A 23,175-nucleotide genomic window follows, 5' to 3' on the forward strand; every position below is an offset into this window, starting at 1 on the left:
CTTGCTTCTCAGGGGGATGGCTTCTTGGGCGGGGCCGGGAAGGCCGGCATGGCGACATCGGTGGCGCCGATCTTGCGCATGCGGGCCTCGACCACCTTGCGCATGAACGCCTGCATGAAATCGTCGCCCACGCGCCAGGTGCCGTTGTCCTGCACGAAGGTGAATTCGCCGGTCAGCGGCAGCGACGCGCCGCCGCTGCCGGCGAGGGCGCCCAGCAGGCTGTCGTTGTATTCGACGACCAGCGGGCAGGCCTGCCGGCCCGCGTCGCCGTCGAGCGCCCGGCACGGGCCCGTGGGCTCGATGTCGGCGATTTCGCGCGTGCGGTCCGGGTCGAGGTCCGACAGCCCCGAAGCGGCGCGCTCCTGTGCACTCATGCGTGCCAGCGCGCGGGACTGTGAACGCGCGGACAGCGACTCGGCGCCGTCGCGGAAAGCCTTTTCCATCGCCTCGCGGCCGATGGGCTCGGCGTTGAAAAGCGGCTTGCCGCTGGCGTCCAGGTGGCCGAAACGTGCCTCGACGATGTCCGCATCCGCGCCGCGCACCACCATGTCGTCGCTCTTGGGCGATGTCGCGCCAATGGTGAATGCCATCGTGTCCTTGTCGTCGCCCCGGGTCAGGGTCGCGATGCAGCCGCGCACGCGCTGGTCCTTGCGGTAGCCGACTTCGCGGATGCCGCCGAGCAAGGGCGTGCGGATGTCGGCGCGTTTCTCGGCGTCGAAGGTGCGCATGCGCACGTCCAGGGTCACGCGGAACAGCATGTTGTTCAGCGTCTTGCGCGTGGAACTGGCGTCGCAGGCGGGCACGCTGTCGGGTGCGAACAGATACCAGCCCAGGCCGCCGCCGATCACGAGCACCGTGAGGATGAACTTCCAGGCGCCGATGCGGCCTTGGCGCTGCGAGCGCGATTTCCATTCCGCGATGGTCCGGTCTTCGGCCTCAATCAATGCCTGGGACTCGGCGACGATGCGGGCGCGTTCGGCCGCCATTGCAAAAGCAGGCTCGGCGGCAACCTGCGCGCGGGTGGCGTCGAAGTGCTCCCGCTCGAGCGGGCCGTCCGTCACCAGCCAGGCGAGCGTGGCGCCCGGCGCGGCGGGAACGGTGCCCGCGACCGGCGTTTCCTGCAATGCGATGTCGCGCGTTTGCGCGTCGATCAAGCCGTCGCGGTAGAGCGCCTGCACTGCCTCGTGCGTGATTCCGCGCTCGGCGCATTCCACGAGGTCGTCCGCGTCGAAGGCGGTGTCGGCCGCGTCTTCTGCGTTCGGGTCCGGTGGCGTTGCGGCCTCGATCCGGTCGAGTGCCGCGTCCTGTTCTTCTTCGGTGACGAGGCCTTTCACGCGCATCCACGCGAGCGCGTGGGCCGGGCTCGGAAGCGGGGGAAGGGTAGAGGTCTCGGGGTGGGCGAGCACAGCCTCGTGCTGCGAGTCGGTGATGAGGCCCTGGCTCAGCAGGGCGAGGAACGCGTCGGGATTGGCGTCAGGAATCATGCGGGGATTCTGCCGTGGGTGTCCGGCGCCTTCGCGTCGGCCGAAGCGCATAAAAAAACGCCGGCGGGTGCCGGCGTTGTCTTGCGTCAGGTCCCGATGGAATCAGGGACGGGCGACTTTCCATGCGCCGTTGAGGGCGCCGTCGCCGGTCTTGTCGCCGGGCTTGGCGTCCTTCGCCCAGTAGTACAGCGGCCAGCCCTTGTAGGCCCATTGGCGCTTGCCGTCTTCGCGAATGATGATGGTGTAGCCGCCCATGGGCTTTGCGGTTTCGGCCACGCCGAGCGCTGGCCAGTTGGTGGCGCATTGGGCGTTGCAGGCGGAGGTGCCGGCGCCGGCCGTGTCCTTGGCGAAGGTGTACAGCGTCATGCCGTTCGGGCCGACCAAGATGCCGTCGGCGGTGCGGGTGGGCGTGTCGGGCGCGGCCGGGGACATGCTGCCGCAGCCGGCAAGCAGTGCCGCTGCGAGGATCGAGGCGCTGAGCAATTTCATGCAGTTTCTCCTTCAGTTGATGAATCGCGAAAACAAGGCCGGGTGACTGGCCGGGGTGGTTACGCGAGCCGGCAGTTTATGCGCTGATCAAGACAGATCGCGGTAGGCCAGCGTCGCGAGTTTGAGCAAAAGGTCATGCGGCAGCTTGCCGGCAATGGCGTAGCCAAAGCCCTGGTCGACCCAGTAGAAGCTGGGTACGGGGCCTTCGGAGGCGAAGCGGAAGGCTGTCTCGCGGGCAGCGATGGCACCTGCGGCATTCGCGTCGAGGGTGCCGATATAGAGCGTCACGCGCTCGCCGGCAGCGTCTTCGAACATGAACTGGGCGCGCGCGCCGGTCTCCCCGGGCAGCAGGCGGCCGCCGACCAGGGTGTAGCCCTGGGCCGAGAAGTCGGGCACCTTCAGCGGCCGGTCGAGGCGTTTCGACAGCCATTGCACCAAGTGCTGCTGCTCGGCGGCGGTCACTTCGACCGGGTGTCTTTTCTCCGGCGTGTAGACGGCATGCGCGATCGATGCGTCATGCACGAACTCTTTCAGCGCCGGTGCGCGAGCCAGTTGCTGCTGCAGCTGCGCACCGCCGCGCTGCGCGGACCATTGCGCATTGCCCAGCCAGCCGGCGGCAAAGGCCAGCAGCACGCCGGCCGCCATGCCGCCCAGGCGCATCCATGCGCCGCGTTGGGCGTGCCGGGGCTGGTTGCGGTTCAGCGCGCCCATCAGCGCCTCCGGGACGGGCGCGTCGAGCAGCTCGCCGTGCAGCCGGCGCAGGGCGTCGCGCTGCGTGTGCCAGGACGCGATCCTGGCGGCCACGGCGGGGTCGCGGGCGATGGCGTCTTCGACTGCGCCATGACGGTCCGGGGGCAACTGGCCGTCGACCCAGGCGTGCAGCTCGTCGTCGGTGGGGGGCGGTACGGGGCGGTTCATGATGCGGCGGGTTTCATTTGAGGCGGCGCAGGCCGGGGCGGACCGGCGCCGAGGTGCCGTCCATCAACTCCTGGAGCCGGACGCGGGCGCGCGACAGGCGCGACATCACGGTGCCGGCGGGGATGCCCAGCACCTTGGCCACTTCGGCATACGACAGGTCTTCCAGCGTCACGAGCAGCAGCACCGCACGCTGTTCGTCGGGCAGCTGCATCAGGCAGCGCTGCAGGTCGAGGCTGGTGTCATTGCCGCGTCCGGGGTCGATGCCGCCGTGCAGTTCGTGCGGCAGGTCGTCGAGGGGCACCACGGCGTGCGGCGGCGGCGCGCGCCGCACCTGGCTCGCGAAGATGTTGTGCATGACGGTGAAGAGCCACGCGCGCAGGTCGCTGCCCACCACCCACAGCCGCCACTTGCCGCAGGCACGCTCCAGCGTGTCCTGCACCAGGTCGTCGGCCGCCCACGCATTGCCGGTCAGCGCCCGGGCGTAGCGGCGCAGGCTCGGGATGTGCTCGACCAGCAGGCGGGCGTCCATGGCAATCAGCGCGTCAGGGCTTGGCGGTCTTCCAGCTGCCGTTGACGCCGTCGCCGGTCTTGTCGCCCGGCTTGGTGTCCTTGGCCCAGTAGTACAGCGGCCAGCCCTTGACGGCCCATTGCTTCTTGCCGTCGTCGCGCGTCACGATGGTGAAGTCGCCCGCGGGCTTGTCGCCGTCGGCGGCCATGAACGGCGGCCAGTTGGTGGCGCAGGCGCCGTTGCAGACCGACTTGCCGGCGCCGGCGGTGTCCTTGTCGAAGGTGTACAGCGTCATGCCGTTGGGGCCGACCAGCGCGCCGTCGGCAGGCTTGGGCTGGGCGAGGGCCGGCAGGGCGAGCACGCCGCTCAGCAGGATGGCGGCAAGGCCGGCGGAAGGGGCACGAAAGGGCGACATGAAAGAGCTCCTGGGGTGGTTGGCTTGCCATCGGCGATCCGATGACAACCGCACAAACGCCCGCAGCCCGTCTTTTATTCCATTGCGTGCAAAAAAATTTCAGCGGTTGCGGCTCTTCATGGCGCGCTCCACTTCGCGCTTGCCTTCGCGGTCCTTGATGGTGTCGCGCTTGTCGTGCTCGGCCTTGCCCTTGGCCAGCGCGATTTCGCATTTCACCTTGCCGGCCTTCCAATGCAGGTTGAGCGGCACCAGCGTGTAGCCCTTTTGCTCGACCTTGCCGATCAGGCGGCGAATCTCGTCCTTCTTCAGCAGCAGCTTCTTGGTGCGGACCGAATCGGGGTTGACGTGGGTCGACGCGCTCTTGAGCGGGTTGATCTGGCAGCCGACGACGAACAGCTCGCCGTTGCGGATCACGACGTAGCCGTCGGTGAGCTGCACCTTGCCTTCGCGCAGCGATTTGACTTCCCAGCCTTCGAGGACCATGCCGGCCTCGAAGCGCTCTTCGAAGAAATAGTTGTACGCGGCCTTCTTGTTGTCGGCGATTCGGGAAGAGGTATCTTGTTTCTTTGTGGCCATGACTCGGGAATGTTGGGGCTGCATGGCTTCAATACAATCCATCGCGCACGCTGTGCCGATTCTATGAAAACAGTCAACAAGTCCGTCCTCATCTGGTACAGCGCCGAAGAGATGTATGCGCTCGTCACCGATGTGGCCAAGTATCCGCAATTTCTTCCCTGGTGCGACAAGTCGCGAGTCATCGAGCAGGACGAGGCCGGCATGACCGCCGAAGTCGGCCTTGCCTTTGCCGGACTGCACCAGAGTTTCACCACCCGCAACACGCATGTGCCGGGGCGCGAAGTCCAGCTCAAGCTGGTCGACGGGCCTTTCTCCAACCTCGACGGCAAGTGGAAATTCGTGCCCGTGGGCGAAGAGGGCGAGCGCGCCTGCCGTGTCGAGCTGCACCTGAGCTACGGCTTCAGCAACTTCGCCCTGCAGGCGCTGGTGGGGCCGGTGTTCGACACCATCGCATCGAGCCTGGTGGAGGCCTTCGTCAAGCGCGCCGAGCAGGTCTACGGCAGCCCCTGATGATCGAGGTCACGCTAAGCTGTTCACCCGCTGCGCGCGAGGTGTTCGAGCAGGTGCTGCAGCTCGCGCCCGGTGCCACGCTGGCCGAAGCGGTGAAGGCGAGCGGCCTTTCCGCGCGATTTCCGGACCTGGACTGGCGCCACGCAATGACGCCGGGCATCTGGGGCAGGGTGGTCGAGTGGGAGCAGCCCGTGAAGGACGGCGACCGCATCGAGCTGTGCCGGCCCCTGGCGGTGGATCCCAAGGTGGCGCGGCGGGAGCGCTTCCAGCGCCAGGGCGCGAAGGGCACCGGCCTTTTTGCGAACCGGCGCAAGGGCGGCAAGGCCGGCTACTGAAGCCGGCAGTGCCGGCGCCTTACTTGCAGTCGGCGTCGATCACCGATTGCACGCGCTTCTGCTCGGCAGCGCGTGCCGTGTCATCCATGATTTCGCGCTCGCCCTGCGCGTTGACCCGCGCAATGCGCATGCCGCTGTCGACCGTGGCCTTGGCCTGACGGGCGCGGGTGCAGTTCTCGGCCTTGGCCTGTGCCACCTTGGCGGCTTCCGCGGCCTGCTTGGTCTTTGCGTCGGCCTCGGCCTTCCTGGTCTTTTCCTCGAGCTCCTTGTCGACGCCGGTCGGCTTGGGGGCGGCCGCGGCCTTTGCGGGGGCGGCTGCAGCGGCATCGGCCGCGCCTTCGGCCGGCGCGGCGTCTACGTTCGGGTTCGCCGTGGAGCGCGCCCCCGGCACCGGGCCGACGCGGCGCAGGATGTTCTTCTCTGGCACGTCCGGCGGCGGGGCCTGGTCGCTGAAGACCTTCTTGCCGTTCTTGTCGATCCATTGCCACTGCGCGCTCGCAGACAGCGGCATCGCAACGACACATCCCAATAGCAGCCAGTGCACGAATTTCATCCCCGAAGTTTAGCCTTGCCTTACTTTTTGCAACATCCTCATTGGGTGGTTTTGCAACGTTCGTTAATGGCCTGCGCCAGCAAACCCCTCGGGGCCCTCGTTACAATCCGTCTTTTGGAGCTTCACCCATGCGCCTTCTCGGCAAAGCGCTCACCTTCGACGACGTGTTGTTGGTGCCAGCGTTCTCCCAGGTCCTGCCCAAGGACACCTCCCTCGCTACCAAACTCTCCCGCAACATCACGCTGAACCTGCCGCTCGTCTCGGCGGCTATGGACACCGTGACGGAAGCCCGCCTTGCGATCGCCATCGCGCAGGAGGGCGGCATGGGGATCGTGCACAAGAACCTCACGGCGCAGCAGCAGGCCGCGGAAGTGGCCCGCGTGAAGCGATACGAATCGGGCGTGCTGCGCGACCCGGTCGTGATCACCCCGACGCACTCGGTGCGCCAGGTGATGGCGCTGTCCGAGCAGCTCGGCATCTCGGGCTTCCCGGTGGTCGACGCCGGCAAGGTGGTCGGCATCGTCACGGGGCGCGACCTGCGCTTCGAGAACCGCTACGACGTGCCCGTCAGCGAAATCATGACGCGGCGCGAGAAGCTCATCACCGTGCCTGACGGCACCACGCTGGCCGAAGCCAAGGCGCTGCTCAACAAGTACAAGCTCGAGCGCCTGCTGGTCATCAACGGCGACTGGGAGCTCAAGGGCCTGATCACCGTCAAGGACATCACCAAGCAGACCAGCTTTCCCAACGCCGCGCGCGACGCCAACGGCCGCCTGCGCGTGGGCGCTGCGGTCGGCGTGGGCGACGGCACCGAGGAGCGCGTCGAGGCGCTGGTGAAGGCCGGCGTCGACGCCATCGTGGTCGACACCGCCCACGGCCACAGCGCCGGCGTGATCGAGCGTGTGCGCTGGGTCAAGAAGAACTACCCGCAGGTCGACGTCATCGGCGGCAACATCGCCACCGGCGACGCCGCGCGCGCGCTGGCCGACGTCGGCGCCGACGCGGTCAAGGTCGGCATCGGCCCCGGCTCCATCTGCACCACCCGCATCGTGGCCGGCGTGGGCGTGCCGCAGATCATGGCGGTCGACAGCGTGGCCACCGCGCTGCAGGGCACAGGCATTCCGCTGATCTCCGACGGCGGCGTGCGCTACTCGGGCGACATCGCCAAGGCCATCGCGGCCGGCGCCAGCACCGTGATGATGGGCAGCATGTTCGCCGGCACCGAAGAGGCGCCGGGCGAAATCGTGCTGTACCAGGGCCGCAGCTACAAGAGCTACCGCGGCATGGGCTCCATCGGTGCGATGCAGCAGGGCAGTGCCGACCGGTACTTCCAGGAATCGACCACCGGCAACCCCAACACCGACAAGCTGGTGCCCGAGGGCATCGAAGGCCGCGTGCCCTACAAGGGCTCGATCGTTTCCATCGTTTACCAGATGGCCGGCGGCGTGCGTGCCAGCATGGGCTACTGCGGCTGCGCGACCATCGAGGACATGCAGAACAAGGCCGAGTTCGTCGAGATCACCACGGCCGGCATTCGTGAGAGTCACGTCCACGACGTGCAGATCACCAAGGAAGCGCCGAACTACCGCGCTGAATAAGTCCAATCTGGCCAGATCTTGAGAGTCAGGCCAGATTGGGTTTAGAATTTGGGCCGGATTCCAATTTTCTGGCCCAAATGCAATCCATCGGTATCGCCGAAGCCAAGAACAACTTCTCGGCCCTGATCGACTCGGTCGAAAAGGGCGAGGAGGTTCGCATCACCCGCCACGGCAAGGAAGTCGTGCGCATGCTGCCGGTGCGCCGCAAGCCGGTCATCACCGACGAGCAGATCCAGCGCGAGCTCGGCCAGATCGACGCGCTGCACGCCACCATCCAGCCCGGCCCCTCGCCGAGCGCCTTGCGCGCCGAAGGGCGCCAGCCATGACAGCCTTCGTCATGGACGCCTCGGTCACCGCAGCCTGGCTGCTGCCCGACCACGCCACCGACCACACCCGCAAGCTCTACGCCGCCATTCGCCGCGACGAGGTCGAGCCGCAAGCGCCCAATGTGTGGCAATGGGAGTGCGCCAACATCCTGGCCAACGGCGTGCGAAGCGGCCGCATTCCGTCGTCCGCGGTCGAAGGGCTGTGGAGCGTGCTCGACGCCATCCGCCACCGCGTCGAGCTGCACGAGCTGGCGCCGGCGCAGCACAAGGCCGTGCTCGCCGTGGCCATCGACGCGGGGGTGTCCCAGTACGGCGCGGGCTATCTCTGGCTCGCAAAATCGCTCAATCTTCCGCTCGCCACCTTCGACGAGCGCCTCATCCAGGCCGCGCCGCAAGCCGGCGTCCGGCTGTTCGACATTTCAACGCTCTGAGTCCTTCGCCATGCAACACGACAAGATCCTCATCCTCGATTTCGGCTCGCAAGTCACCCAGCTGATCGCACGCCGCGTGCGCGAAGCCCACGTGCTGAGCGAAGTGCATCCCTGCGACGTCACCGACGAATGGGTGCGCGAATACGCCGCCGACGGCCACCTCAAGGGCGTGATCCTCTCTGGCAGCCACGCCAGCGTGTACGAGGAAACCACCGACAAGGCCCCGCAAGCCGTGTTCGACCTCGGCGTGCCGGTGCTCGGCATCTGCTACGGCATGCAGACCATGGCGCACCAGCTCGGCGGCAAGGTCGAGGGCGGCCACAAGCGCGAATTCGGCTTCGTGGCCGTGCGCGCCCACGGCCACACCGCGCTGCTGAAGGACATCGCCGACTTCACCACGCCCGAAGGCCACGGCATGCTCAACGTGTGGATGAGCCACGGCGACAAGGTCACCGAACTGCCGCCGGGCTTCAAGCTCATGGCCAGCACTGACAGCTGCCCCATCGCCGGCATGGCCGACGAGGCGCGCCGCTACTACGCGCTGCAGTTCCACCCCGAAGTGACGCACACCGTGCAGGGCAAGGCGATCATCGAGCGCTTCGTGCTCGGCATCTGCGACGCCAAGCCCGACTGGGTCATGCGCGACCACATCGCGGAAGCCGTGCAGAAAATCCGCGAGCAGGTGGGCGACGAAGAAGTCATCCTCGGCCTGTCGGGCGGTGTCGATTCGAGCGTGGCCGCCGCGCTCATCCACCGCGCCATCGGCGACCAGCTGACCTGCGTGTTCGTCGACCACGGCCTGCTGCGCCTGAACGAAGGCGACATGGTCATGGAAATGTTCGAAGGCAAGCTGCATGCGAAGGTGATCCGCGTGGACGCCAGCGAGCTGTTCCTCGGCAAGCTCGCCGGCGTGAGCGACCCCGAAGCCAAGCGCAAGATCATCGGCGGCGAATTCGTCACCGTGTTCAAGCAGGAGGCTGCGAAGCTGAAGGCTGGCGACGGGGGCCACAAGGGCGCGACCTTCCTGGCGCAAGGCACCATCTACCCCGACGTCATCGAGTCGGGCGGCGCCAAGAGCAAGAAGGCCGTCACCATCAAGAGCCACCACAACGTGGGCGGCCTGCCCGAGCAGCTCGGCCTGAAGCTGCTGGAGCCGCTGCGCGACCTGTTCAAGGACGAAGTGCGCGAGCTGGGCGTGGCGCTCGGCCTGCCGCCGGAAATGGTGTATCGCCATCCGTTCCCGGGCCCCGGCCTGGGCGTGCGCATCCTCGGCGAAGTGAAGAAGGAATACGCCGACCTGCTGCGCCGCGCCGACGCGATCTTCATCGAGGAACTGCGCAACTTCACCGACGCCGAAACCGGCAAGACCTGGTACGACCTCACGAGCCAGGCCTTCACCGTGTTCCTGCCGGTGAAGAGCGTGGGCGTGATGGGCGACGGCCGCACCTACGACTACGTGGTCGCGCTGCGTGCGGTGCAGACCAGCGACTTCATGACGGCGGACTGGGCGGAGCTACCGTATGCGCTGCTGAAGAAAGTGTCGGGGCGCATCATCAATGAAGTGCGCGGGATCAACCGGGTGACTTACGACGTTTCGAGCAAGCCGCCGGCGACGATCGAGTGGGAGTGAGGGCGCCCCTGCAGTTGTCTGCAATGGTTGCGCGCGGTCTCAAGTCCCTTGTCGCGCCGGCAGCGCCAACCGCGGCTTGCCGAGCACTTGAGTCGCCACACGCGACGCGAACCGCCGCGTCAAGAAACGCACGCCGAAGCACGACAGCTTGTTGAACAGCCCGGGCACCACCGTGCGCTCGCCGCGCAGCATCGCGCGGATCGCGGCGTGCGCCACGAACTCCGCGCTTTTCGTCGACGCGTTCGCGATCCACGAGTAGTCGCCCCCGCCGGACGCAGCGTGGAACGCGGTTTCGGTGCCGCCAGGGCAGATGCAGGTCACCGGCGCGACCAGCGAGGTCATGTTGAGTTGGATGAGTTCCGCGTCGCGCGCCCAGTCGACCTCGTCGAACCGGCGGAAATAGCCGAACCCGGTGTTGTCGATCAGGATGTCGATCGGGCCGCCGGCGAGCCCGGCGTCCCACAGCGCGCCCGCGGCATCGGGCTTGCCGAGCCGAGCGCCGCGAGCTCGCGCGCGATGGCCGCGCCAATGCCGCTGGATGCGCCGGTTACCAGCGCGCTTGCCGATGTTGATGGTTGTGTGGGTACTCCTATCGTTCTCCGTGTCCTGCCGCATGCGCGTCAGCTACAGCATTTGCACCACGACCTTGCCCTTGGCGCGCCCACTGTCGACATAGGCCAAAGCTTTGTGGGTGTCCTGAAATGGGAATACCTTGTCGACGACCGGGCGGATGGCGCCTGACTCCATGAGGGCCGTGATCTCGCGCAACTGCGCCCCATCGGCCCGCATGAAGACGAAGGTGTATTGGCCCCCGTTCTTCTTTGCCTTGTTCCTGATGCTGAAACTCAACAGGCGCAGCGCCAGTCGGAGCGGCCAGGCCAGTCCTCGCGCGATGGCGAACGCCGGGGTCGGCGGCCCGGAGATGGAGATGAGGTGCCCGCCCGGCTTGAGAACCTGGAGGGATTTGTTCAGCTCGCCGTTTCCGAGGCTGTTCAGCACCACGTCGTAGTCGCGAAGCACCGCGGCGAAGTCCTGCTGTTTGTAGTCGATGACGACGTCCGCTCCCAAGTCCTTCACCCAGGCGATGTTGGCCGTACTGGTGGTCGTGGCCACGAACGCCCCGAGATGCTTGGCCAGCTGGATGGCGATGGTGCCGACGCCGCCGGAGCCGGCATGGATCAGAACCTTCTGCCCCCTTTTCAGCTTGGCGGTTTCGACCAGCACCTGCCAGGCCGTCAGGGCCGCCAGAGGAACGGATGCGGCCTCGACCATGCTGAGATTCGCGGGCTTCAGTGCCAGCGATGACGCCTTGACGGCAATGAACTCGGCGAACGTGCCGATGCGATCGTCGTCGGGGCGTGCATAGATCTCATCGCCGGGCTTGAAGTTGCGAACGCGAGCGCCGACCCGCACGACCGTTCCGGCCATGTCGTTGCCCAGGATCAGGGGGAGGCGGTAGGGAAGAATCAACTTGAATTCACCGCTCTTGGTCTTCGAGTCCAGGGGATTGATGCTCGCCGCGTGGATCCGGATCAGGACGTCATCGTCCCGGACCTCTGGGTCGGGCATGTCGGCAATACGGCCGACTTCTTTCTTTCCGTACCGGTCGATGATGAAAGCTTTCATGGGGCTTTTTCAGGGTTTTTTATTGTTCAGTCATTGAGGAAGGCCAGCGCCCTGGGCACGAACTCGCCGTGGTACTGGAAGATCCCGCCATGCCCGGCGTCCTTGTAGATGACCAGTTGCGAGCCGGGAATGCGACGCGCGATGTCATGGCTGTTCACGGTGGGCACCATGATGTCGTTGTCGCCATTGGCGATCAGCACAGGGATGCGGATGCCGCCCAGATCCTGCGGCGCCTGCCGGCCCCAGGCCTTGATGGCCTTCAGCTGCCGCAGGAAAGCTCGTGGCGTCGGCTCCTTGTCCCGATCCGCCTTGCGCTCCTTCAGTCGCGCCAGGAAGGCTTTCGCGGCTCGACGGCCATTGGCCGTGGAGGTGAAGGACAGATAGGTCTTTGGATCGCGCAGCGTCAACAGGCCTTTGACGATCAGCGGCCAAGAAACCGCTCCGACCCGTTCGATGCCTTTGCCGCCCGCCGGCCCCGTGCCGGTCAGGATGAGCCGGCGCACCAGGCCAGGAGCTTTCAGCATCATGTCCTGTGCCACGAATCCTCCGAGGGAGAAGCCGAGCAGGTCGACCTTCTCGAAACCCAGTGCGTGGATCAGCGAGATCGCGTCCCGGGCCATCGCATCGATGGTCACGGGTGCTGTTCCGCCTGAAGCGCCGATCCCCCGGTAGTCGATGGCGATGATGCGATGTCTGCGGGCAAGTCCATCGACGATACGCGGGTCGAAATTGTCGAGGACCGCGCCCCAGTGATTGAGCAGAACCAGCGGCACGCCGCTGCGCGGCCCCAGGTCACGGTACGCGAATGCAGTCCCGTCGACGTCGATCGATTGGTTGGGGGTGTCGATGTAGGGCATGTGCGATCCTGGGTGCTTGTCGGTAGGGGGCATCGTCATCGCGTTGGCGGTCAGGCGTTCACATCGACGATGGTGCGCCCCTGAACCTTCCCTGCGAGGACTTGGCTGGCGACCTCAGGCACCTCCGCCAGGCCAATCACCTTGGTGGTCCGTGCAAGCTTGTCCAGGTCCAGGTCGCTGGCCAGACGCGACCACGCCTGCAGCCGCATAGGCTGCGGCGCATTGACCGAGTCGATACCGGCGAGGGTGACGTTGCGCAGGATGAAAGGCAGGACCGATGCCGGCAGGTCCGCGCCCTGTGCGAGGCCGAAGGCCGCGACCACGCCGCGATACCGGGTCTGGGCCAGGACGTTCGCCAACGTATGACTGCCGACCGAATCGATGGCCCCGGCCCACCGCTCCCTGGCGATCGGTGCGCCCGCTTCGGAAAGGGTGTGGCGGTCGATGACGTCCGCCGCGCCCAGCGTACGCAGGTAGGCGGCTTCCTCGAGGCGACCGGTCGAGGCGATCACGCGGTAGCCCAGGCCCGACAGCAGTGCGATGGCCACGGAGCCGGCGCCGCCATTGGCGCCGGTCACCAGGATGTCGCCAAGCTCGGGTGTCAGGCCGCCATGCTCCAGTGCGAGTACGGACAACATGGCGGTGAACCCGGCGGTGCCAATGGCCATGGCATCCCGGGTCGAAAAGACTTCCGGGACCTTGACCAGCCAATCACCGCTCACCCGTGCCTTTTGCGCGAAGCCACCATGGTGCGTCTGGCTCAGTCCCCAGCCGGTCGCCAGCACGCGGTCGCCAGCGACGAGGCCGGGATAGGCCGACGACTCGACGACACCGGCAAAGTCGATGCCCGGAATCAGCGGAAACTGGCGAATGACCGGTGACCGGCCACTGAGCGCCATCGCGTCCTTGTAGTTCACCGTCGAGTACTCGACCGCAACGGTGACGTCGCCCGGCATCAGCTCCTCGTCCTTGAAGTCGACCAGGCCGGTTGAAATGGTGTCGCCAGTCTTGCTGGCGAGCAGTGCCTTGAATGTCATGTGCCGTCCGTTGCGTTCTGGAGTCTTTTGCCGCTTCAGGCGACGGTTCGATAGCGCTCAGCCACGTGTGCCTGCCGGATGTCCCCGATCAGGGCCTGGCGTGCCGTGTTCAGCACCTCCCAGCGCGCGGCATCGTGCAGCGGCGGGATGGTCACGAGTTCGCGGCGGTCGAATCCCACCAGCGCGGCATCTACCAGTTCTTCCACTCCCATCAGATCGGGCATCGAACTGCTGTCGATGCCCGCGCGCTCCCAGATCTCAGTACGGGTTCCGGCAGGCAACACCGCCTGCACGTAGACACCCCTGGGCGTGAGCTCCAGGCTCAGCCCCTGGGACAGGAACAGCACGAAGGCCTTGGTCGCACCGTAGACGGACATGCCGAACTCGGGCGCCAGTCCGACCACCGAGCCGATGTTGACGATCGCGCCTTTGCCAGCCTGCGCCAGGCGCGGGGCGACGGCGCTCGCCAGCCTGACGAGTGCGGTGGTGTTGAGGCTGACCAGGCGGGCCACATCGTCTGTCGACTGGTCGATGAACTGACCGGACAGCGCGGCCCCGGCGTTGTTGATCAGGGTGTCGATCCTGGCGTCCTCGCGCAGGCGCGCCTCGACTGCGGCCAGATCGCCAGGTCGGGTCAGGTCGGCCGCAAGGATCTCGACGGCAGTGCCGGTTTCGTCGCGCAGGCGTGCAGCGAGCGTTTCCAGCCGCGCCTGGTCTCGCGCCACCAGCACAAGGTCGTGGCCGCGGCGTGCGAAGCGGTCGGCATAAATGGCGCCAATGCCGGTCGAGGCGCCCGTGATGAGAACAGTGGTACGAGTGGTCATGTGTTTTTCCTCTTGATAGAAAGGTGAGCCCATGCCGCGGTGTGCGGCATGGGGCAATCGCTACTGGGCGCTGGAACCGGCGAGCGCCGGGTAGTCGATGTAGCCCGCCGCGCCACCCCCATAGAGCGTGGCCGGGTTCAGGGCGGCGAGGGGGGCGCCGGCTTTCAGTCTTTCGACCAGGTCGGGGTTGCTGATGAAGGGGCGTCCAAAGGCGAACAGGTCGGCCTCGCCACCGATCAGGCGGGCGTTGGCCAGTTCGAGGTCATACCCGTTGTTGGCCAGGTAAGTGTTTTTGAAGCGGCTGCGCAAAGCATCGAAGTCGAACGGTGCGACATCGCGCGGACCGCCGGTGGCGCCTTCCACCACGTGCAGATAAACGATGCCCAATGCGCTGAGCTGTTCGGAGATGTATTCGTACTGCGGTTGCGGATCGCTGCAGGAAATGCCGTTGGCCGGCGAGACGGGAGACAGACGCACGGCAGTGCGGTCCGCACCGATTTCCTTGGCCACTGCGGCGGTGACTTCCAGCAAGAGGCGGGCACGGTTCTCGATGGAGCCTCCGTACGCGTCCGTGCGTGCGTTGGCGCCGTCCTTGATGAACTGTTCGAGCAGATAGCCGTTGGCACCGTGGATCTCGACGCCATCGAAGCCCGCGGCGATCGCGTTGGCCGCAGCCTTGCGGAAATCTTCGACGATGCCCGGAAGCTCATCCAAGGTCAGAGCACGTGGCTCGGAGACGTCGTGAAAACCATTGTTGACAAAGGTCTTGGTCGCGGCGCGGATGGCCGAAGGTGCAACCGGTAGAGCGCCACCGGGCTGCAGATCGACGTGCGAGATGCGTCCGACGTGCCACAACTGGACGAAGATCCGCCCGCCCTTGGCATGAACGGCGTCGGTCACCTTGCGCCAGCCGTCGATCTGCGGCTGCGTGTAGAGGCCCGGGGTGTCCTGGTAGCCCTGAGCCTGTGCCGAGATCTGCGTGGCTTCCGTGATCAACAGGCCGGCCGAGGCGCGCTGGCTGTAGTAGGTGGCGGCATGCTCGCTGGGTAGCAGGCCCGCACCGGCACGATTGCGCGTCAGCGGCGCCATCACGATGCGGTTGGAAAGTTTGAGTGAGCCAAGGGTGTAGGACTCGAAAAGCGTGTTGTCAGTCATGTTGGGTTGCTGTGTCGTCGTTGATCAGGTGGGTGCCGCTCATATCCGGAAGCCTTACAAGGCAAGTTGGCTCAATGATGTCGATCATCATCTTTGTTGTCAAGGATTTTGATGATAGTTAACATCAATGTATATTCAAGGCTTCACCAATGGCACATCTAGAGGGATCCTGGACATGAAGGTCACCAAAGCGCAGGCGCAGGCGAACCGGGCGCACATCGTCGAAACGGCCTCCACCCTGTTTCGCGAGCGTGGCTACGACGGGGTAGGGATCGCGGACTTGATGGCGGTCGCAGGCTTCACCCACGGCGGGTTCTACAAGCACTTCGGCTCCAAGGCAGACCTGCTGGCGGAGGCGGCGACCTGTGGTTTTGCGCAGTCGGCTGCCAAAGCCGAAGGGGCCGATGCGACAGCGGTCGTCAAGCAATACCTGTCCCGAGAGCATCGTGACGCTCGTGGTGAAGGTTGCACGATGGCCGCGCTATGCGGAGACGCTGCGCGTCAGCCGGCGTCGATCAAGGCGACTTTCGAGGCCGGCGTTGAAGGCCTGCTGGCGACCCTGGCCAACCCGCTCGGTGCGCCGGAGGACGGCAAACGGGCAGGAGCCCAGCGCGCCAGGCGCATCGAAGTGTTCGCGCAGGCGATTGGCGCGTTGATGCTGTCGCGGGCGTGTCCTGACGACTCGCCCCTCGCCGATGAAATTCTGGATGTCTGTCGTGTGGCAGCCCTGTCGAGGCTATCGGCTCCCCTCGATGCGTAGTTGACGCACTCCATGTGCGGACGCGACCACGACGTGCCTGATTTTTGACCTTTCTGCACCCGTTTCAGGAGGACGCCATGGGCGGGCATGAAATCGCTTCTGACGGTAGAAGCGACGGTAAAGATCCATGTCGATCACAGCCAAGTCCTTCAACCACGGGGGTTTCGATGGCCTGTTGATGATGGAGTGGGAGTGAAACCAGCTCGCCTCAAGGAATCCTCTGGAGCGGCAACAGGTCCATGACATCGCAGAAGAGCGCCCGGTTCTTCCAGTCGTTCCTGTCGCCGATCACATAGAAGCGCCGCTTGGCGCGCGTCGCGGCCACGTTCAGAAGATTTGGTTCCGAAACGGCCCAATCGCGGGCCCCTGGACCCGCGGTGTTTCCGCCGAGCACCATGATGACGACCTGAGCTTCCTTGCCCTGCATGGTGTGGATCGTGCCAGACACCATCTTTTCGTCGAGCCTCCGCGTGAGGCACTCCCGTACGGCCTTGAAGGGCGTGATGACTGAGATGTCCGTGACGGGCACGCCATCCCGCTGTAGCAGCGCAAGCAAGTTTTCCAGGGCCTGCCCTTCAGCCGGTACCCAGTTTCCTTCGGATGGCCCGCTGGCATGTATCCACCCCGTCGGCAGGCTGGCATGTGTTTCTTTGTTGGGACGCGGCGCCAGCGTGCCGTAGACCATGGCACCGTCGTACGCGATGCGGTTGGCCAGCTCATACATTGGCCTGTCGCTTCGGCGGTGGACGACCAGTGGAAGTCCCACCCACACCTTGCCATCGGCCGGCCCGGCCATGCGCCCCCATGCGGTGGCTTCATCGGCCAGGCTTTGAGCAGATTGCCGGTTGGGCAGCCAGTGCGCATCGACACGAAAGGCCTTGCGCATGTGTTCCAGCACCGCATCGGACACGGTGACGATGGGCTTGAGTTGCAACGGATCGCCCACCAGCAGTGCGCGTCGTGACCGCCACAGCGCACCCACCGCGGCCTGGGGCGGCGCCTGGCCAGCCTCGTCTACCAGCAACCATCCGATGTCGCCGGCTCCCAGGGAACCGAAAGAACGAGAAAACGACGCGAAGGTGCTGCTCAATACCGGAACGACCATGAATAGCGAAGCCCAGGCGGAACGTATGGCGTCATGTGAGAAGCCCTGAAAGCGCGTACCGGTCAGCATGCCGTTTATCAGGAAAAGGTTGGAGCGCATCCGCGATGCTTCCAGTTCGAAGAACGTCTTATGAAGCTTGAGTGCTTGGATGAAGACGCGCGCTCGTGCCTGTCGCCAGCCTTCTATCCGCCAGGGCTCTGCCAGTTCGATGGCGTCGCCGCGGCCGATGGCACCGCCTTGCAGCCATGCAAGGAGGTGCTCGGCGTGGCAGGCGGTCGCCAGGGCGACGGCTGGCTTTGTCAATTCCGCAAGCTGCTTCTGCAACCGCTGGATCGCCTGTTGCGTGTCGGTGGTCTGTTTTTGCAAGCGCTCCTGTGAAATGCACAGTTGCTTGATACGACGCGCAATTCGATCGAACGCGGACTTGGCCACATCGCGGTGGTCTTCCAGAAGTTCTCGCGTTGCGTCCCAAGTGCGCTGGGCTTTCCACAGGCTGAACAGCTTTGCCCAGAAGCTTGGTTGGCTGGCTTGATGGTTCGCGAGCGCAGTGAGGCACTCTTGAAGCGCAGTGTCGGCAGGAGCGCTCTCTTCAGTGTCAAGCCGCAATAGCCGGCTGACGACATCCGATAGCTCCAGTTGCAACGTTCGCAGCGCTTCGGATTGCGCTGCAATCGTCTCTCTGGCCTGGCTGATGGGCTTGATCAACTCGCCGATACGGCTTGCGTTGGTGCAGGCTTCGCGCGCTTGTGTCTTGGCCGCTTCGTAGGCCGTGACTGCGTGTTTCCAAATGGCCTCGCGCTCATCAGAGTCACGCTGCCGATTGGCTTGGACGTGCAAGCCGAGCCAACCCATAAAGCCCTGAGGGATTTTTTCTTTCTCCGGCGGCGAATGGGCTGCAACGTCATCCGATTCTCTGTTGGGCTCGGTGTAGGTACCTTCCTTGATCGAAGGTTCTTCCTTGCCCTTACTGTCAAACGGAGGCTGGCCAAAAAAATAGCTATTCACGAACTCGGTACGCCGCGATTTACTGCCCAAAGCTCCAGAAATCATTCCCCAGGCCGCTTTGTCAGTGATCAGCTTGCCCAAGTCGGCAAAGTACTCTGCCTCGGGTAGCCAGCTCTCATCGATCTTGTCTCGTTGGGGCAATTCAAGCGTGACGTTCTCTACCGCACCGTTGTTGGATGAAGCCACCACGATCTCGAAGCCATACAACGCCGGATTGAGTTTGAAGCAAGATTGCTCTCTGCCACCATGGTTCGCGATCTCGGGGGCGCTGCGGGCAAAAGCATCGGAGGCCCGGCGCAGTTTGGCAAGCTCGTCGGCACGGCCTGTGATGACGGCCGCAATCAAGTCGCGCAGCAGCGTCGTCTTGCCGGTACCCGGGGGACCGTTGACGCCCAGAACTCCCCGGCCGTTGCCGAGGGTGGAGAGGATCGTATTGACCGCCAGTTGCTGAGAATGCACCAGTCCCAGATGCCGGTCTGTAGGCCAGCAGCTGTTCGCATAGGCTGCCGGGGCCAGGCGTTCGATCAGGGCTTGCGATGCCCGGTCGTCGTCCACGTGCAAACGCGACTGCGGGTCGTGTCGGCGCAGATACTGGTCTAGCGGCTGGCTTTTCACTCCCTCGCGGATGCTTTCGGCAACAAGGGCCAGTTCGTCGAGGAAGAAGCTGTTGAGAGGATCGTCTTCCGACTCTGGCTTGTTTGGCTTGACGGGCTGGGAGCGAAAGCGAAACGGATATGCATCCTTCTCGCCGAAGAAGCCCGCCACGCCAAGAAACTCGAGAATCCATTGGGTAAGTGCCCGGAGAGCGTCATCGGATACCACGCCGTTCAGCAGTGTTTTCGCCTGTGCGCAGGCCGATCGCTGAGCGTCATCGAAGCCTCGGGTCCAGTCCTTTCCGGCCAGCACCCGCCCCAGAAACCATGCTTCACTTGAAAGCACCAGACTGCCATCGGCCATCCGGCCGTCCGCAGTGAACTTTGCTGCGAACAGTGCCGATTCGCGGTGCTGCGGCTCTCGATAGCCGTGGTCGGCACCGTAGAACTCCTTGAGCTTTTCGCCGACGTCCCGACTGTCATACAGGTGGGCATAAAGCGTGTGGCTCCAGACGCGTCTCTCGGGCAGTTCCTGCTTGGCTAAAACACTTCCTGAAGCCCAGGGAGGAACGGGGTGTCGAATCGGGGTGTCGTGAATGAATGCCGTATATAAGCTGCTGCGCTTCTCCAGTGCTGGCGCGGACTGAGGCTGCAGCAACTCGACTGCATGCCAATACCGAACAATGCTCTCTTGCTCCATCAGAATTTTTCCTCCCTTCAAAACCATCAGGCACGCACTTGTTTTTAACGCTTGTCCCCGTTGCGGAGGCTGTAAGGGTGCGCGCATAGGATGATGGCATGCCGGGCGGCGGGAAAAGGGGGAGCGACGCTGTCACATGCAAGCTCAACGGCGTCTTACACCCACCTGGTGCGTCGGCGATGCGCCCTCGCATACGATGGCCTCCGTTCGCCGTCCAGTCGAACGTTGGTGCAAGACCTTCATCTTCGCTTCAACTGCGGCCTTGGCGTTTCGTGATCATCCGCGGCAACGCGAGGATGGCGCTGGGCAACGTCCTCTCGAGCGTGGCGCTGCTGCGCGATCCGCAGGACGACGGCGAGCGCTTTAGCGCCAAGGCGATGGCCGCGTCTGTACTCATCGCAATCGGCGCGCGCGCAGGCACCTCAGAAGGTGCCGAAGTCGGAGCAGGTGATCGCTGTGGGCGCCGCCGCGATGAAGATGCTCAACCCTCCGCACCTGCTGGGCTATGGCCGCTTCTGGGCCAAGGGCCTGAACAGCTACGAACGCAACGTGCGCCTGGCGCTTGGCCTGCAAAGCACGGAGCGGTTGTTGGGCTTCCTGTACCTAAGTACGCCCAAAGAGGCGACGCAGCCTCTTGAGCGGCATGCACCCGACCCATTCGTGCGCAAATGGACGGGTTCGGCAAAGCGCGAGGCGACCACGAACCTGGCGTGAGTGCGCCAGTCTGGGTCGCTACGCCAGCGCCTAGAAGCTCGCCTTCAACCCCACCGACAGCATGCCGCCCTTGGCCTGCTTCGACAGCTTGCCGAAGTAGTCGTAGTCGGCGGTGATCGCGAGGTTCGGTGTCATGCGGTATTCGGCACCGAAGCCCGCCATGAGGCCGGTCGAACTGCCCGAGAAGCGCTGGCTGCCGGGTTGCCACCAGTTGCCGGTATTGTTGTTGTCGCCGCCTGAGATGCGGCCGCGCGAAACACCCAGGCGGCCGTTGAGCGCGAAGGCATCGCCCAGCGGCAGGCGTGCCGTGGCGGCCGCGTAGAAGGCCTGGCCGGTGCCGCTCTGCAGGCTGGAGTAGCCCAGGCCCGCCGCCGTCCACTGGCTCACGCGGCCAAGGCGCGCGTAGCCGACTTCCACGCCGAAGTTTTCCGTCAGGCGATAGCCGCCGTACAGCTTGTAGGCCGTGCCGGCCTTGCTGGCTTTCTGGCCGCCCCACGGGGTGGGCACGGTGTTGGAAGAAGAGAGGCTGTAGCTCGAACGGCCGACGGAGCCGCCCACGTAGAGACCGGTGTCCTGTGCCGGGCCGGCGGCGCAGGCGCCCATGGATGCGGTGCCGAGCAGAAGTGCGGCGAGGGCGGTGCAGGCTTGCGTTTTCGTCAAGATGAAATTCCTGGTTGGAGTCGTTGGGATCATTGAGACTGTTGGTGGCTTGAAGCCATGCCATCAGCGCTCGGCGATTCTGGAATTCCAGCCTGAAGACGAGCTTGGCGCCTGCTGAAGAGCACCTGAAGGCGCCGGGTCGATGGGCGATGATCGAGGCATGTCCCAACAGCTTCTTCTTCCCGGCATCGATCCTCCGCCGCGGCCCTTGCCGCGCCCCCGCAGCAAGGCGCGACGCGCCGAGCCGATGCCGCATTCGCTCTTCTTCGCATTGCTTCCCGCCGCGCAGGACGCCACGACGATTGCAGCGCTCGGCGAGCGCATGAATTTCCAGCACGCGCTGAAGGGCACGGTGGTCGAGGCGCACCGCCTGCATGTCACGCTGTTCGACCTGGGCGACTACGCAGCGGTGCCGCGCGACAAGGTCGAGCAGGCCCTGGCCGCCGCAGCGACGCTGCCGCCGCCCGCGTTCGATGTCGTCTTCGACGAAGCCATGAGCTATGCGAAGAGCCAGGCACTCGTGCTGTATGGCGACGACGCGGGCGCCGAAGCGCTCATGGCCTTCAGGCAGCGGCTGGGCGAAGCGCTGGCCGACGCGGGCTTCAAGCCCAAGCGCGCCTTCACGCCGCACATGACGCTGGTGTACGCAAGGCGCAAGCTCGAGAAGCACGCGATCGAGCAGCCGGTGCGCTGGCGCGCCGGCAAGCTCGCGCTGATCGACAGCCATGTAGGGCAGGGCGTGCACGAGGTGCTCGGCCAGTGGCCCGCCGCGGCGCTCGAATCGGAAGCGACGGAGGCCTGAGATGGAAGCGCCGCTGCTGGTCTGCCTCGACGTCGACTATCGCGCCGACGGCATCGCCGTGGCGGCGGGTGTCTGGTTTCGCGGCTGGACCGCGGAGCGCGAAGAAACACATGCCGTGGCCGGCTTCAGCGAGGTGGCGCCGTACGAGCCCGGTGCGTTCTACAGGCGCGAATTGCCTTGCCTGCTGGGTGTTCTGCGCAATGGCCCGCAGGCGGACCTGATCATCGTGGACGGCTACGTGACGCTGGCACCGGGGCATCCGGGCCTGGGCGCGCATCTGCACGAGGCGCTCGGGCGCAAGCTGGCCGTGGTCGGCGTCGCGAAGACGCGCTATCACAGCGCGACCGATGCCATCGAGGTGCGGCGCGGCCAGAGCGAAGCGCCGTTGTTCGTGACGGCGGTCGGCATCGACGCTTCGGCCGCCGCCCCGGAGGTTGTGCGCATGCACGGCCCTTACCGCGTGCCGACGCTGCTGCGCAATGTCGACCAGCTCGCGAGGCACGGCATGCTCGATCGCATCGAGCCTCTGAAGGCCGACCGATAGCCAGCATCGGCCAATCGGTCAACCGGTCAACCGCCGTCCGCGAAGTTGTCGAACAGCAAGCCGCGCATCCACTGGTTGCCTGGATCGCGGTGCGCCTTCGCGTGCCAGAACAGGTTGATCGCTATCTGCGGCAGCGCCACCGGGTGAGGGCGCCACACCAGCCCAAAGGGCTCCGCGATGCTCTGTGCGAGCCGCTCGGGCACCGTCGCGATCATGTGGCTCGAGCGCAGGATGTGGCCGATGGCCACGAAGTGCGGCACGCGCAGCTTGATGCGCCGCTGGATGCCCTGCGCCGTCATCACGTCGTCGGCCTTGCCGTGGCCGGTGCCGGCGGCCAGGACCTGCACGTGGTCGGCCGCGCTGAAGTCCTTCAATGACACGCTGCGTTTCTTCGCGAGCGGATGCGCTTGCGAGAACAGGCACACGTACTGCTGCAGGAACAGCCGGCGCTGGAACACGCCGGCCTTGAGCTGCGGCAGCAGGCCGATGGCGATGTCGACGTGGCCGGCCTCCAGCTCGTCGCGCAGGTTGGTCGCGGTGTTGTTGCGCAGCGTGCTCACGGTCACGCCGGGCGCGGCCACCGAAAGCGCTTCCATCAGCTTCGGGGTGAAGTAGATCTCGCCGATGTCGGTCATGGCGAGCGTGAAGCTGCGTGTGCTGGTGGCGGGGTCGAACACCACCTGCTGGTTGAGCGCCGTGTGCAGCGCGCCCATGGCGTAGGCCACCGGCTCCGCCAGCTGCAGCGCGAAGGGCGTGGGCTCCATGCCGCGCGCGGTGCGCAGGAACAGTTCGTCGCCCAGCAGCTTGCGCAGGCGCGCCAGCGCATTGCTGATGGCCGGCTGCGAGAGGCCCAGCGATTCGGCCACGGCCGACACGCGCTTCTCGGCCAGCATGCGGTCGAACACCAGCAGCAGGTTGAGGTCGATGTCCTTGAGTTGCACGGCGGACCTTTATTCAGTGCAGTGATGAGGAGGATTCACCGAATTCTATTGGTCAATCGGAAGCGCCCGCGCATCATCG

Annotated in this window: 26 protein-coding genes; 10 read left to right on the forward strand and 16 right to left on the reverse strand. The window is 65.4% G+C overall.

Annotation, left to right across the window (positions count from 1 at the left end; all coding sequences use genetic code 11):
- Positions 1-8: 8 nt before the first annotated feature.
- The 6 genes from WIX39_RS16745 to smpB all read right to left on the reverse strand — a co-directional run bounded on the left by WIX39_RS16745 (position 9) and on the right by smpB (position 4,390).
- The gene (locus tag WIX39_RS16745; protein ID WP_409195420.1) at positions 9-1,484 is read right to left on the reverse strand and encodes a hypothetical protein; all 1,476 of its coding nucleotides are present in this window, start codon (positions 1,482-1,484) and stop codon (positions 9-11) included.
- A 102-nt stretch (positions 1,485-1,586) separates the two neighbouring features.
- The gene (locus WIX39_RS16750) at positions 1,587-1,973 is read right to left on the reverse strand and encodes a COG4315 family predicted lipoprotein (protein ID WP_081270556.1); all 387 of its coding nucleotides are present in this window, start codon (positions 1,971-1,973) and stop codon (positions 1,587-1,589) included.
- Between the two features lie 87 nt (positions 1,974-2,060).
- Entirely contained in the window at positions 2,061-2,891 is an 831-nt protein-coding gene (locus WIX39_RS16755) for an anti-sigma factor family protein (protein WP_409195421.1), read from the reverse strand.
- A 13-nt stretch (positions 2,892-2,904) separates the two neighbouring features.
- The gene (locus WIX39_RS16760) at positions 2,905-3,420 is read right to left on the reverse strand and encodes an RNA polymerase sigma factor (RefSeq protein ID WP_409195422.1); all 516 of its coding nucleotides are present in this window, start codon (positions 3,418-3,420) and stop codon (positions 2,905-2,907) included.
- A gap of 13 nt (positions 3,421-3,433) precedes the next feature.
- Complete coding sequence (locus tag WIX39_RS16765; protein WP_409195423.1) at positions 3,434-3,814, reverse strand: COG4315 family predicted lipoprotein; 381 nt, start codon at positions 3,812-3,814, stop codon at positions 3,434-3,436.
- 99 nt (positions 3,815-3,913) lie between these two features.
- Positions 3,914-4,390, reverse strand: a complete 477-nt coding sequence (gene smpB / locus WIX39_RS16770) for an SsrA-binding protein SmpB (RefSeq protein WP_081270560.1) — start codon at positions 4,388-4,390, stop codon at positions 3,914-3,916.
- Positions 4,391-4,453: 63 nt separating this feature from the next.
- Here smpB and WIX39_RS16775 point away from each other — a divergent pair, with 63 nt between their 5' ends.
- Positions 4,454-4,900, forward strand: coding sequence for a type II toxin-antitoxin system RatA family toxin (locus tag WIX39_RS16775; RefSeq protein WP_081270561.1), 447 nt, complete (start codon positions 4,454-4,456; stop codon positions 4,898-4,900).
- Entirely contained in the window at positions 4,900-5,235 is a 336-nt protein-coding gene (locus WIX39_RS16780; RefSeq protein ID WP_409195424.1) for an RnfH family protein, read from the forward strand. The genes WIX39_RS16775 and WIX39_RS16780 overlap by 1 nt, the downstream gene beginning before the upstream one ends.
- 19 nt (positions 5,236-5,254) lie before the next feature.
- Here the strand turns inward: WIX39_RS16780 and WIX39_RS16785 are convergent, their stop codons facing one another.
- Positions 5,255-5,788 (reverse strand): DUF4124 domain-containing protein, encoded by a 534-nt coding sequence (locus WIX39_RS16785; RefSeq protein WP_409195425.1) that lies wholly within the window; start codon positions 5,786-5,788, stop codon positions 5,255-5,257.
- A 128-nt stretch (positions 5,789-5,916) separates the two neighbouring features.
- Here WIX39_RS16785 and guaB point away from each other — a divergent pair, with 128 nt between their 5' ends.
- The 4 genes from guaB to guaA all read left to right on the forward strand — a co-directional run bounded on the left by guaB (position 5,917) and on the right by guaA (position 9,773).
- Positions 5,917-7,386, forward strand: coding sequence for an IMP dehydrogenase (gene guaB, locus WIX39_RS16790; RefSeq protein WP_081270564.1), 1,470 nt, complete (start codon positions 5,917-5,919; stop codon positions 7,384-7,386).
- 77 nt (positions 7,387-7,463) lie between these two features.
- The gene (locus WIX39_RS16795) at positions 7,464-7,712 is read left to right on the forward strand and encodes a type II toxin-antitoxin system Phd/YefM family antitoxin (RefSeq protein ID WP_409195426.1); all 249 of its coding nucleotides are present in this window, start codon (positions 7,464-7,466) and stop codon (positions 7,710-7,712) included.
- Positions 7,709-8,143: a type II toxin-antitoxin system VapC family toxin gene (locus WIX39_RS16800; protein WP_409195427.1), complete on the forward strand. Its 435-nt coding sequence runs from the start codon at positions 7,709-7,711 to the stop codon at positions 8,141-8,143. The genes WIX39_RS16795 and WIX39_RS16800 overlap by 4 nt, the downstream gene beginning before the upstream one ends.
- 10 nt (positions 8,144-8,153) lie before the next feature.
- On the forward strand, positions 8,154-9,773 hold the full coding sequence (gene guaA / locus WIX39_RS16805) for a glutamine-hydrolyzing GMP synthase (protein WP_409195428.1): 1,620 nt from the start codon (positions 8,154-8,156) through the stop codon (positions 9,771-9,773).
- A gap of 39 nt (positions 9,774-9,812) precedes the next feature.
- Here the strand turns inward: guaA and WIX39_RS16810 are convergent, their stop codons facing one another.
- Genes WIX39_RS16810 through WIX39_RS16835 form a run of 6 tightly spaced genes read right to left on the reverse strand, consistent with a single transcriptional unit; the run spans position 9,813 to position 15,272 of the window.
- On the reverse strand, positions 9,813-10,388 hold the full coding sequence (locus WIX39_RS16810) for a hypothetical protein (protein ID WP_409195429.1): 576 nt from the start codon (positions 10,386-10,388) through the stop codon (positions 9,813-9,815).
- Positions 10,389-10,397: 9 nt separating this feature from the next.
- Positions 10,398-11,399: an NADP-dependent oxidoreductase gene (locus WIX39_RS16815; protein ID WP_409195430.1), complete on the reverse strand. Its 1,002-nt coding sequence runs from the start codon at positions 11,397-11,399 to the stop codon at positions 10,398-10,400.
- A gap of 26 nt (positions 11,400-11,425) precedes the next feature.
- A complete protein-coding gene (locus tag WIX39_RS16820; RefSeq protein ID WP_409195431.1) occupies positions 11,426-12,256 on the reverse strand; it encodes an alpha/beta fold hydrolase in 831 nt (276 codons plus the stop codon).
- A 50-nt stretch (positions 12,257-12,306) separates the two neighbouring features.
- The gene (locus WIX39_RS16825) at positions 12,307-13,293 is read right to left on the reverse strand and encodes an MDR family oxidoreductase (protein WP_081270569.1); all 987 of its coding nucleotides are present in this window, start codon (positions 13,291-13,293) and stop codon (positions 12,307-12,309) included.
- A gap of 35 nt (positions 13,294-13,328) precedes the next feature.
- Positions 13,329-14,117 (reverse strand): SDR family NAD(P)-dependent oxidoreductase, encoded by a 789-nt coding sequence (locus WIX39_RS16830; RefSeq protein WP_409195432.1) that lies wholly within the window; start codon positions 14,115-14,117, stop codon positions 13,329-13,331.
- 60 nt (positions 14,118-14,177) lie between these two features.
- A complete protein-coding gene (locus WIX39_RS16835) occupies positions 14,178-15,272 on the reverse strand; it encodes an alkene reductase (protein WP_409195433.1) in 1,095 nt (364 codons plus the stop codon).
- Positions 15,273-15,447: 175 nt separating this feature from the next.
- On the opposite strand from WIX39_RS16835, the gene WIX39_RS16840 reads away from it, so the two are divergent.
- Complete coding sequence (locus WIX39_RS16840) at positions 15,448-16,032, forward strand: TetR/AcrR family transcriptional regulator (protein WP_106937450.1); 585 nt, start codon at positions 15,448-15,450, stop codon at positions 16,030-16,032.
- A 208-nt stretch (positions 16,033-16,240) separates the two neighbouring features.
- Here WIX39_RS16840 and WIX39_RS16845 read toward each other — a convergent pair whose 3' ends face one another.
- Complete coding sequence (locus WIX39_RS16845) at positions 16,241-19,435, reverse strand: DEAD/DEAH box helicase (RefSeq protein WP_409195434.1); 3,195 nt, start codon at positions 19,433-19,435, stop codon at positions 16,241-16,243.
- A gap of 429 nt (positions 19,436-19,864) precedes the next feature.
- Here WIX39_RS16845 and WIX39_RS16850 point away from each other — a divergent pair, with 429 nt between their 5' ends.
- Positions 19,865-20,149, forward strand: a complete 285-nt coding sequence (locus WIX39_RS16850; protein WP_409195435.1) for a hypothetical protein — start codon at positions 19,865-19,867, stop codon at positions 20,147-20,149.
- 30 nt (positions 20,150-20,179) lie between these two features.
- Here the strand turns inward: WIX39_RS16850 and WIX39_RS16855 are convergent, their stop codons facing one another.
- Positions 20,180-20,809, reverse strand: a complete 630-nt coding sequence (locus WIX39_RS16855; RefSeq protein WP_409195436.1) for an outer membrane beta-barrel protein — start codon at positions 20,807-20,809, stop codon at positions 20,180-20,182.
- Between the two features lie 160 nt (positions 20,810-20,969).
- Here WIX39_RS16855 and WIX39_RS16860 point away from each other — a divergent pair, with 160 nt between their 5' ends.
- Positions 20,970-21,611, forward strand: coding sequence for a 2'-5' RNA ligase family protein (locus WIX39_RS16860; protein WP_409195437.1), 642 nt, complete (start codon positions 20,970-20,972; stop codon positions 21,609-21,611).
- Between the two features lies 1 nt (position 21,612).
- A complete protein-coding gene (locus WIX39_RS16865; protein WP_409195438.1) occupies positions 21,613-22,155 on the forward strand; it encodes an endonuclease V in 543 nt (180 codons plus the stop codon).
- Positions 22,156-22,181: 26 nt separating this feature from the next.
- Here WIX39_RS16865 and WIX39_RS16870 read toward each other — a convergent pair whose 3' ends face one another.
- Entirely contained in the window at positions 22,182-23,096 is a 915-nt protein-coding gene (locus WIX39_RS16870) for a LysR family transcriptional regulator (protein ID WP_409195439.1), read from the reverse strand.
- Between the last annotated feature and the right edge of the window lie 79 nt (positions 23,097-23,175).

Source organism: Variovorax sp. AB1(2024), from assembly GCF_037482385.2.
In the GTDB taxonomy this organism is placed as follows: domain Bacteria; phylum Pseudomonadota; class Gammaproteobacteria; order Burkholderiales; family Burkholderiaceae_C; genus Variovorax.

What these genes read in the sequence shown, in the direction of transcription:
- WIX39_RS16865 (WP_409195438.1), top strand. Translation starts at nt 21,613, where the DNA reads ATGGAAGCGCCGCTGCTGGTCTGCCTCGACGTCGACTATCGCGCCGAC.
- WIX39_RS16845 (WP_409195434.1), bottom strand. Translation starts at nt 19,435, where the DNA reads ATGGAGCAAGAGAGCATTGTTCGGTATTGGCATGCAGTCGAGTTGCTG.
- WIX39_RS16750 (WP_081270556.1), bottom strand. Translation starts at nt 1,973, where the DNA reads ATGAAATTGCTCAGCGCCTCGATCCTCGCAGCGGCACTGCTTGCCGGC.
- WIX39_RS16815 (WP_409195430.1), bottom strand. Translation starts at nt 11,399, where the DNA reads ATGAAAGCTTTCATCATCGACCGGTACGGAAAGAAAGAAGTCGGCCGT.
- WIX39_RS16800 (WP_409195427.1), top strand. Translation starts at nt 7,709, where the DNA reads ATGACAGCCTTCGTCATGGACGCCTCGGTCACCGCAGCCTGGCTGCTG.
- WIX39_RS16825 (WP_081270569.1), bottom strand. Translation starts at nt 13,293, where the DNA reads ATGACATTCAAGGCACTGCTCGCCAGCAAGACTGGCGACACCATTTCA.
- WIX39_RS16830 (WP_409195432.1), bottom strand. Translation starts at nt 14,117, where the DNA reads ATGACCACTCGTACCACTGTTCTCATCACGGGCGCCTCGACCGGCATT.
- WIX39_RS16840 (WP_106937450.1), top strand. Translation starts at nt 15,448, where the DNA reads ATGAAGGTCACCAAAGCGCAGGCGCAGGCGAACCGGGCGCACATCGTC.
- WIX39_RS16745 (WP_409195420.1), bottom strand. Translation starts at nt 1,484, where the DNA reads ATGATTCCTGACGCCAATCCCGACGCGTTCCTCGCCCTGCTGAGCCAG.
- guaA (WP_409195428.1), top strand. Translation starts at nt 8,154, where the DNA reads ATGCAACACGACAAGATCCTCATCCTCGATTTCGGCTCGCAAGTCACC.
- WIX39_RS16780 (WP_409195424.1), top strand. Translation starts at nt 4,900, where the DNA reads ATGATCGAGGTCACGCTAAGCTGTTCACCCGCTGCGCGCGAGGTGTTC.
- WIX39_RS16835 (WP_409195433.1), bottom strand. Translation starts at nt 15,272, where the DNA reads ATGACTGACAACACGCTTTTCGAGTCCTACACCCTTGGCTCACTCAAA.
- WIX39_RS16775 (WP_081270561.1), top strand. Translation starts at nt 4,454, where the DNA reads ATGAAAACAGTCAACAAGTCCGTCCTCATCTGGTACAGCGCCGAAGAG.
- WIX39_RS16810 (WP_409195429.1), bottom strand. Translation starts at nt 10,388, where the DNA reads ATGCGGCAGGACACGGAGAACGATAGGAGTACCCACACAACCATCAAC.
- WIX39_RS16860 (WP_409195437.1), top strand. Translation starts at nt 20,970, where the DNA reads ATGTCCCAACAGCTTCTTCTTCCCGGCATCGATCCTCCGCCGCGGCCC.
- WIX39_RS16765 (WP_409195423.1), bottom strand. Translation starts at nt 3,814, where the DNA reads ATGTCGCCCTTTCGTGCCCCTTCCGCCGGCCTTGCCGCCATCCTGCTG.
- guaB (WP_081270564.1), top strand. Translation starts at nt 5,917, where the DNA reads ATGCGCCTTCTCGGCAAAGCGCTCACCTTCGACGACGTGTTGTTGGTG.
- WIX39_RS16820 (WP_409195431.1), bottom strand. Translation starts at nt 12,256, where the DNA reads ATGCCCTACATCGACACCCCCAACCAATCGATCGACGTCGACGGGACT.
- WIX39_RS16760 (WP_409195422.1), bottom strand. Translation starts at nt 3,420, where the DNA reads ATGGACGCCCGCCTGCTGGTCGAGCACATCCCGAGCCTGCGCCGCTAC.
- WIX39_RS16795 (WP_409195426.1), top strand. Translation starts at nt 7,464, where the DNA reads ATGCAATCCATCGGTATCGCCGAAGCCAAGAACAACTTCTCGGCCCTG.
- WIX39_RS16755 (WP_409195421.1), bottom strand. Translation starts at nt 2,891, where the DNA reads ATGAACCGCCCCGTACCGCCCCCCACCGACGACGAGCTGCACGCCTGG.
- smpB (WP_081270560.1), bottom strand. Translation starts at nt 4,390, where the DNA reads ATGGCCACAAAGAAACAAGATACCTCTTCCCGAATCGCCGACAACAAG.
- WIX39_RS16785 (WP_409195425.1), bottom strand. Translation starts at nt 5,788, where the DNA reads ATGAAATTCGTGCACTGGCTGCTATTGGGATGTGTCGTTGCGATGCCG.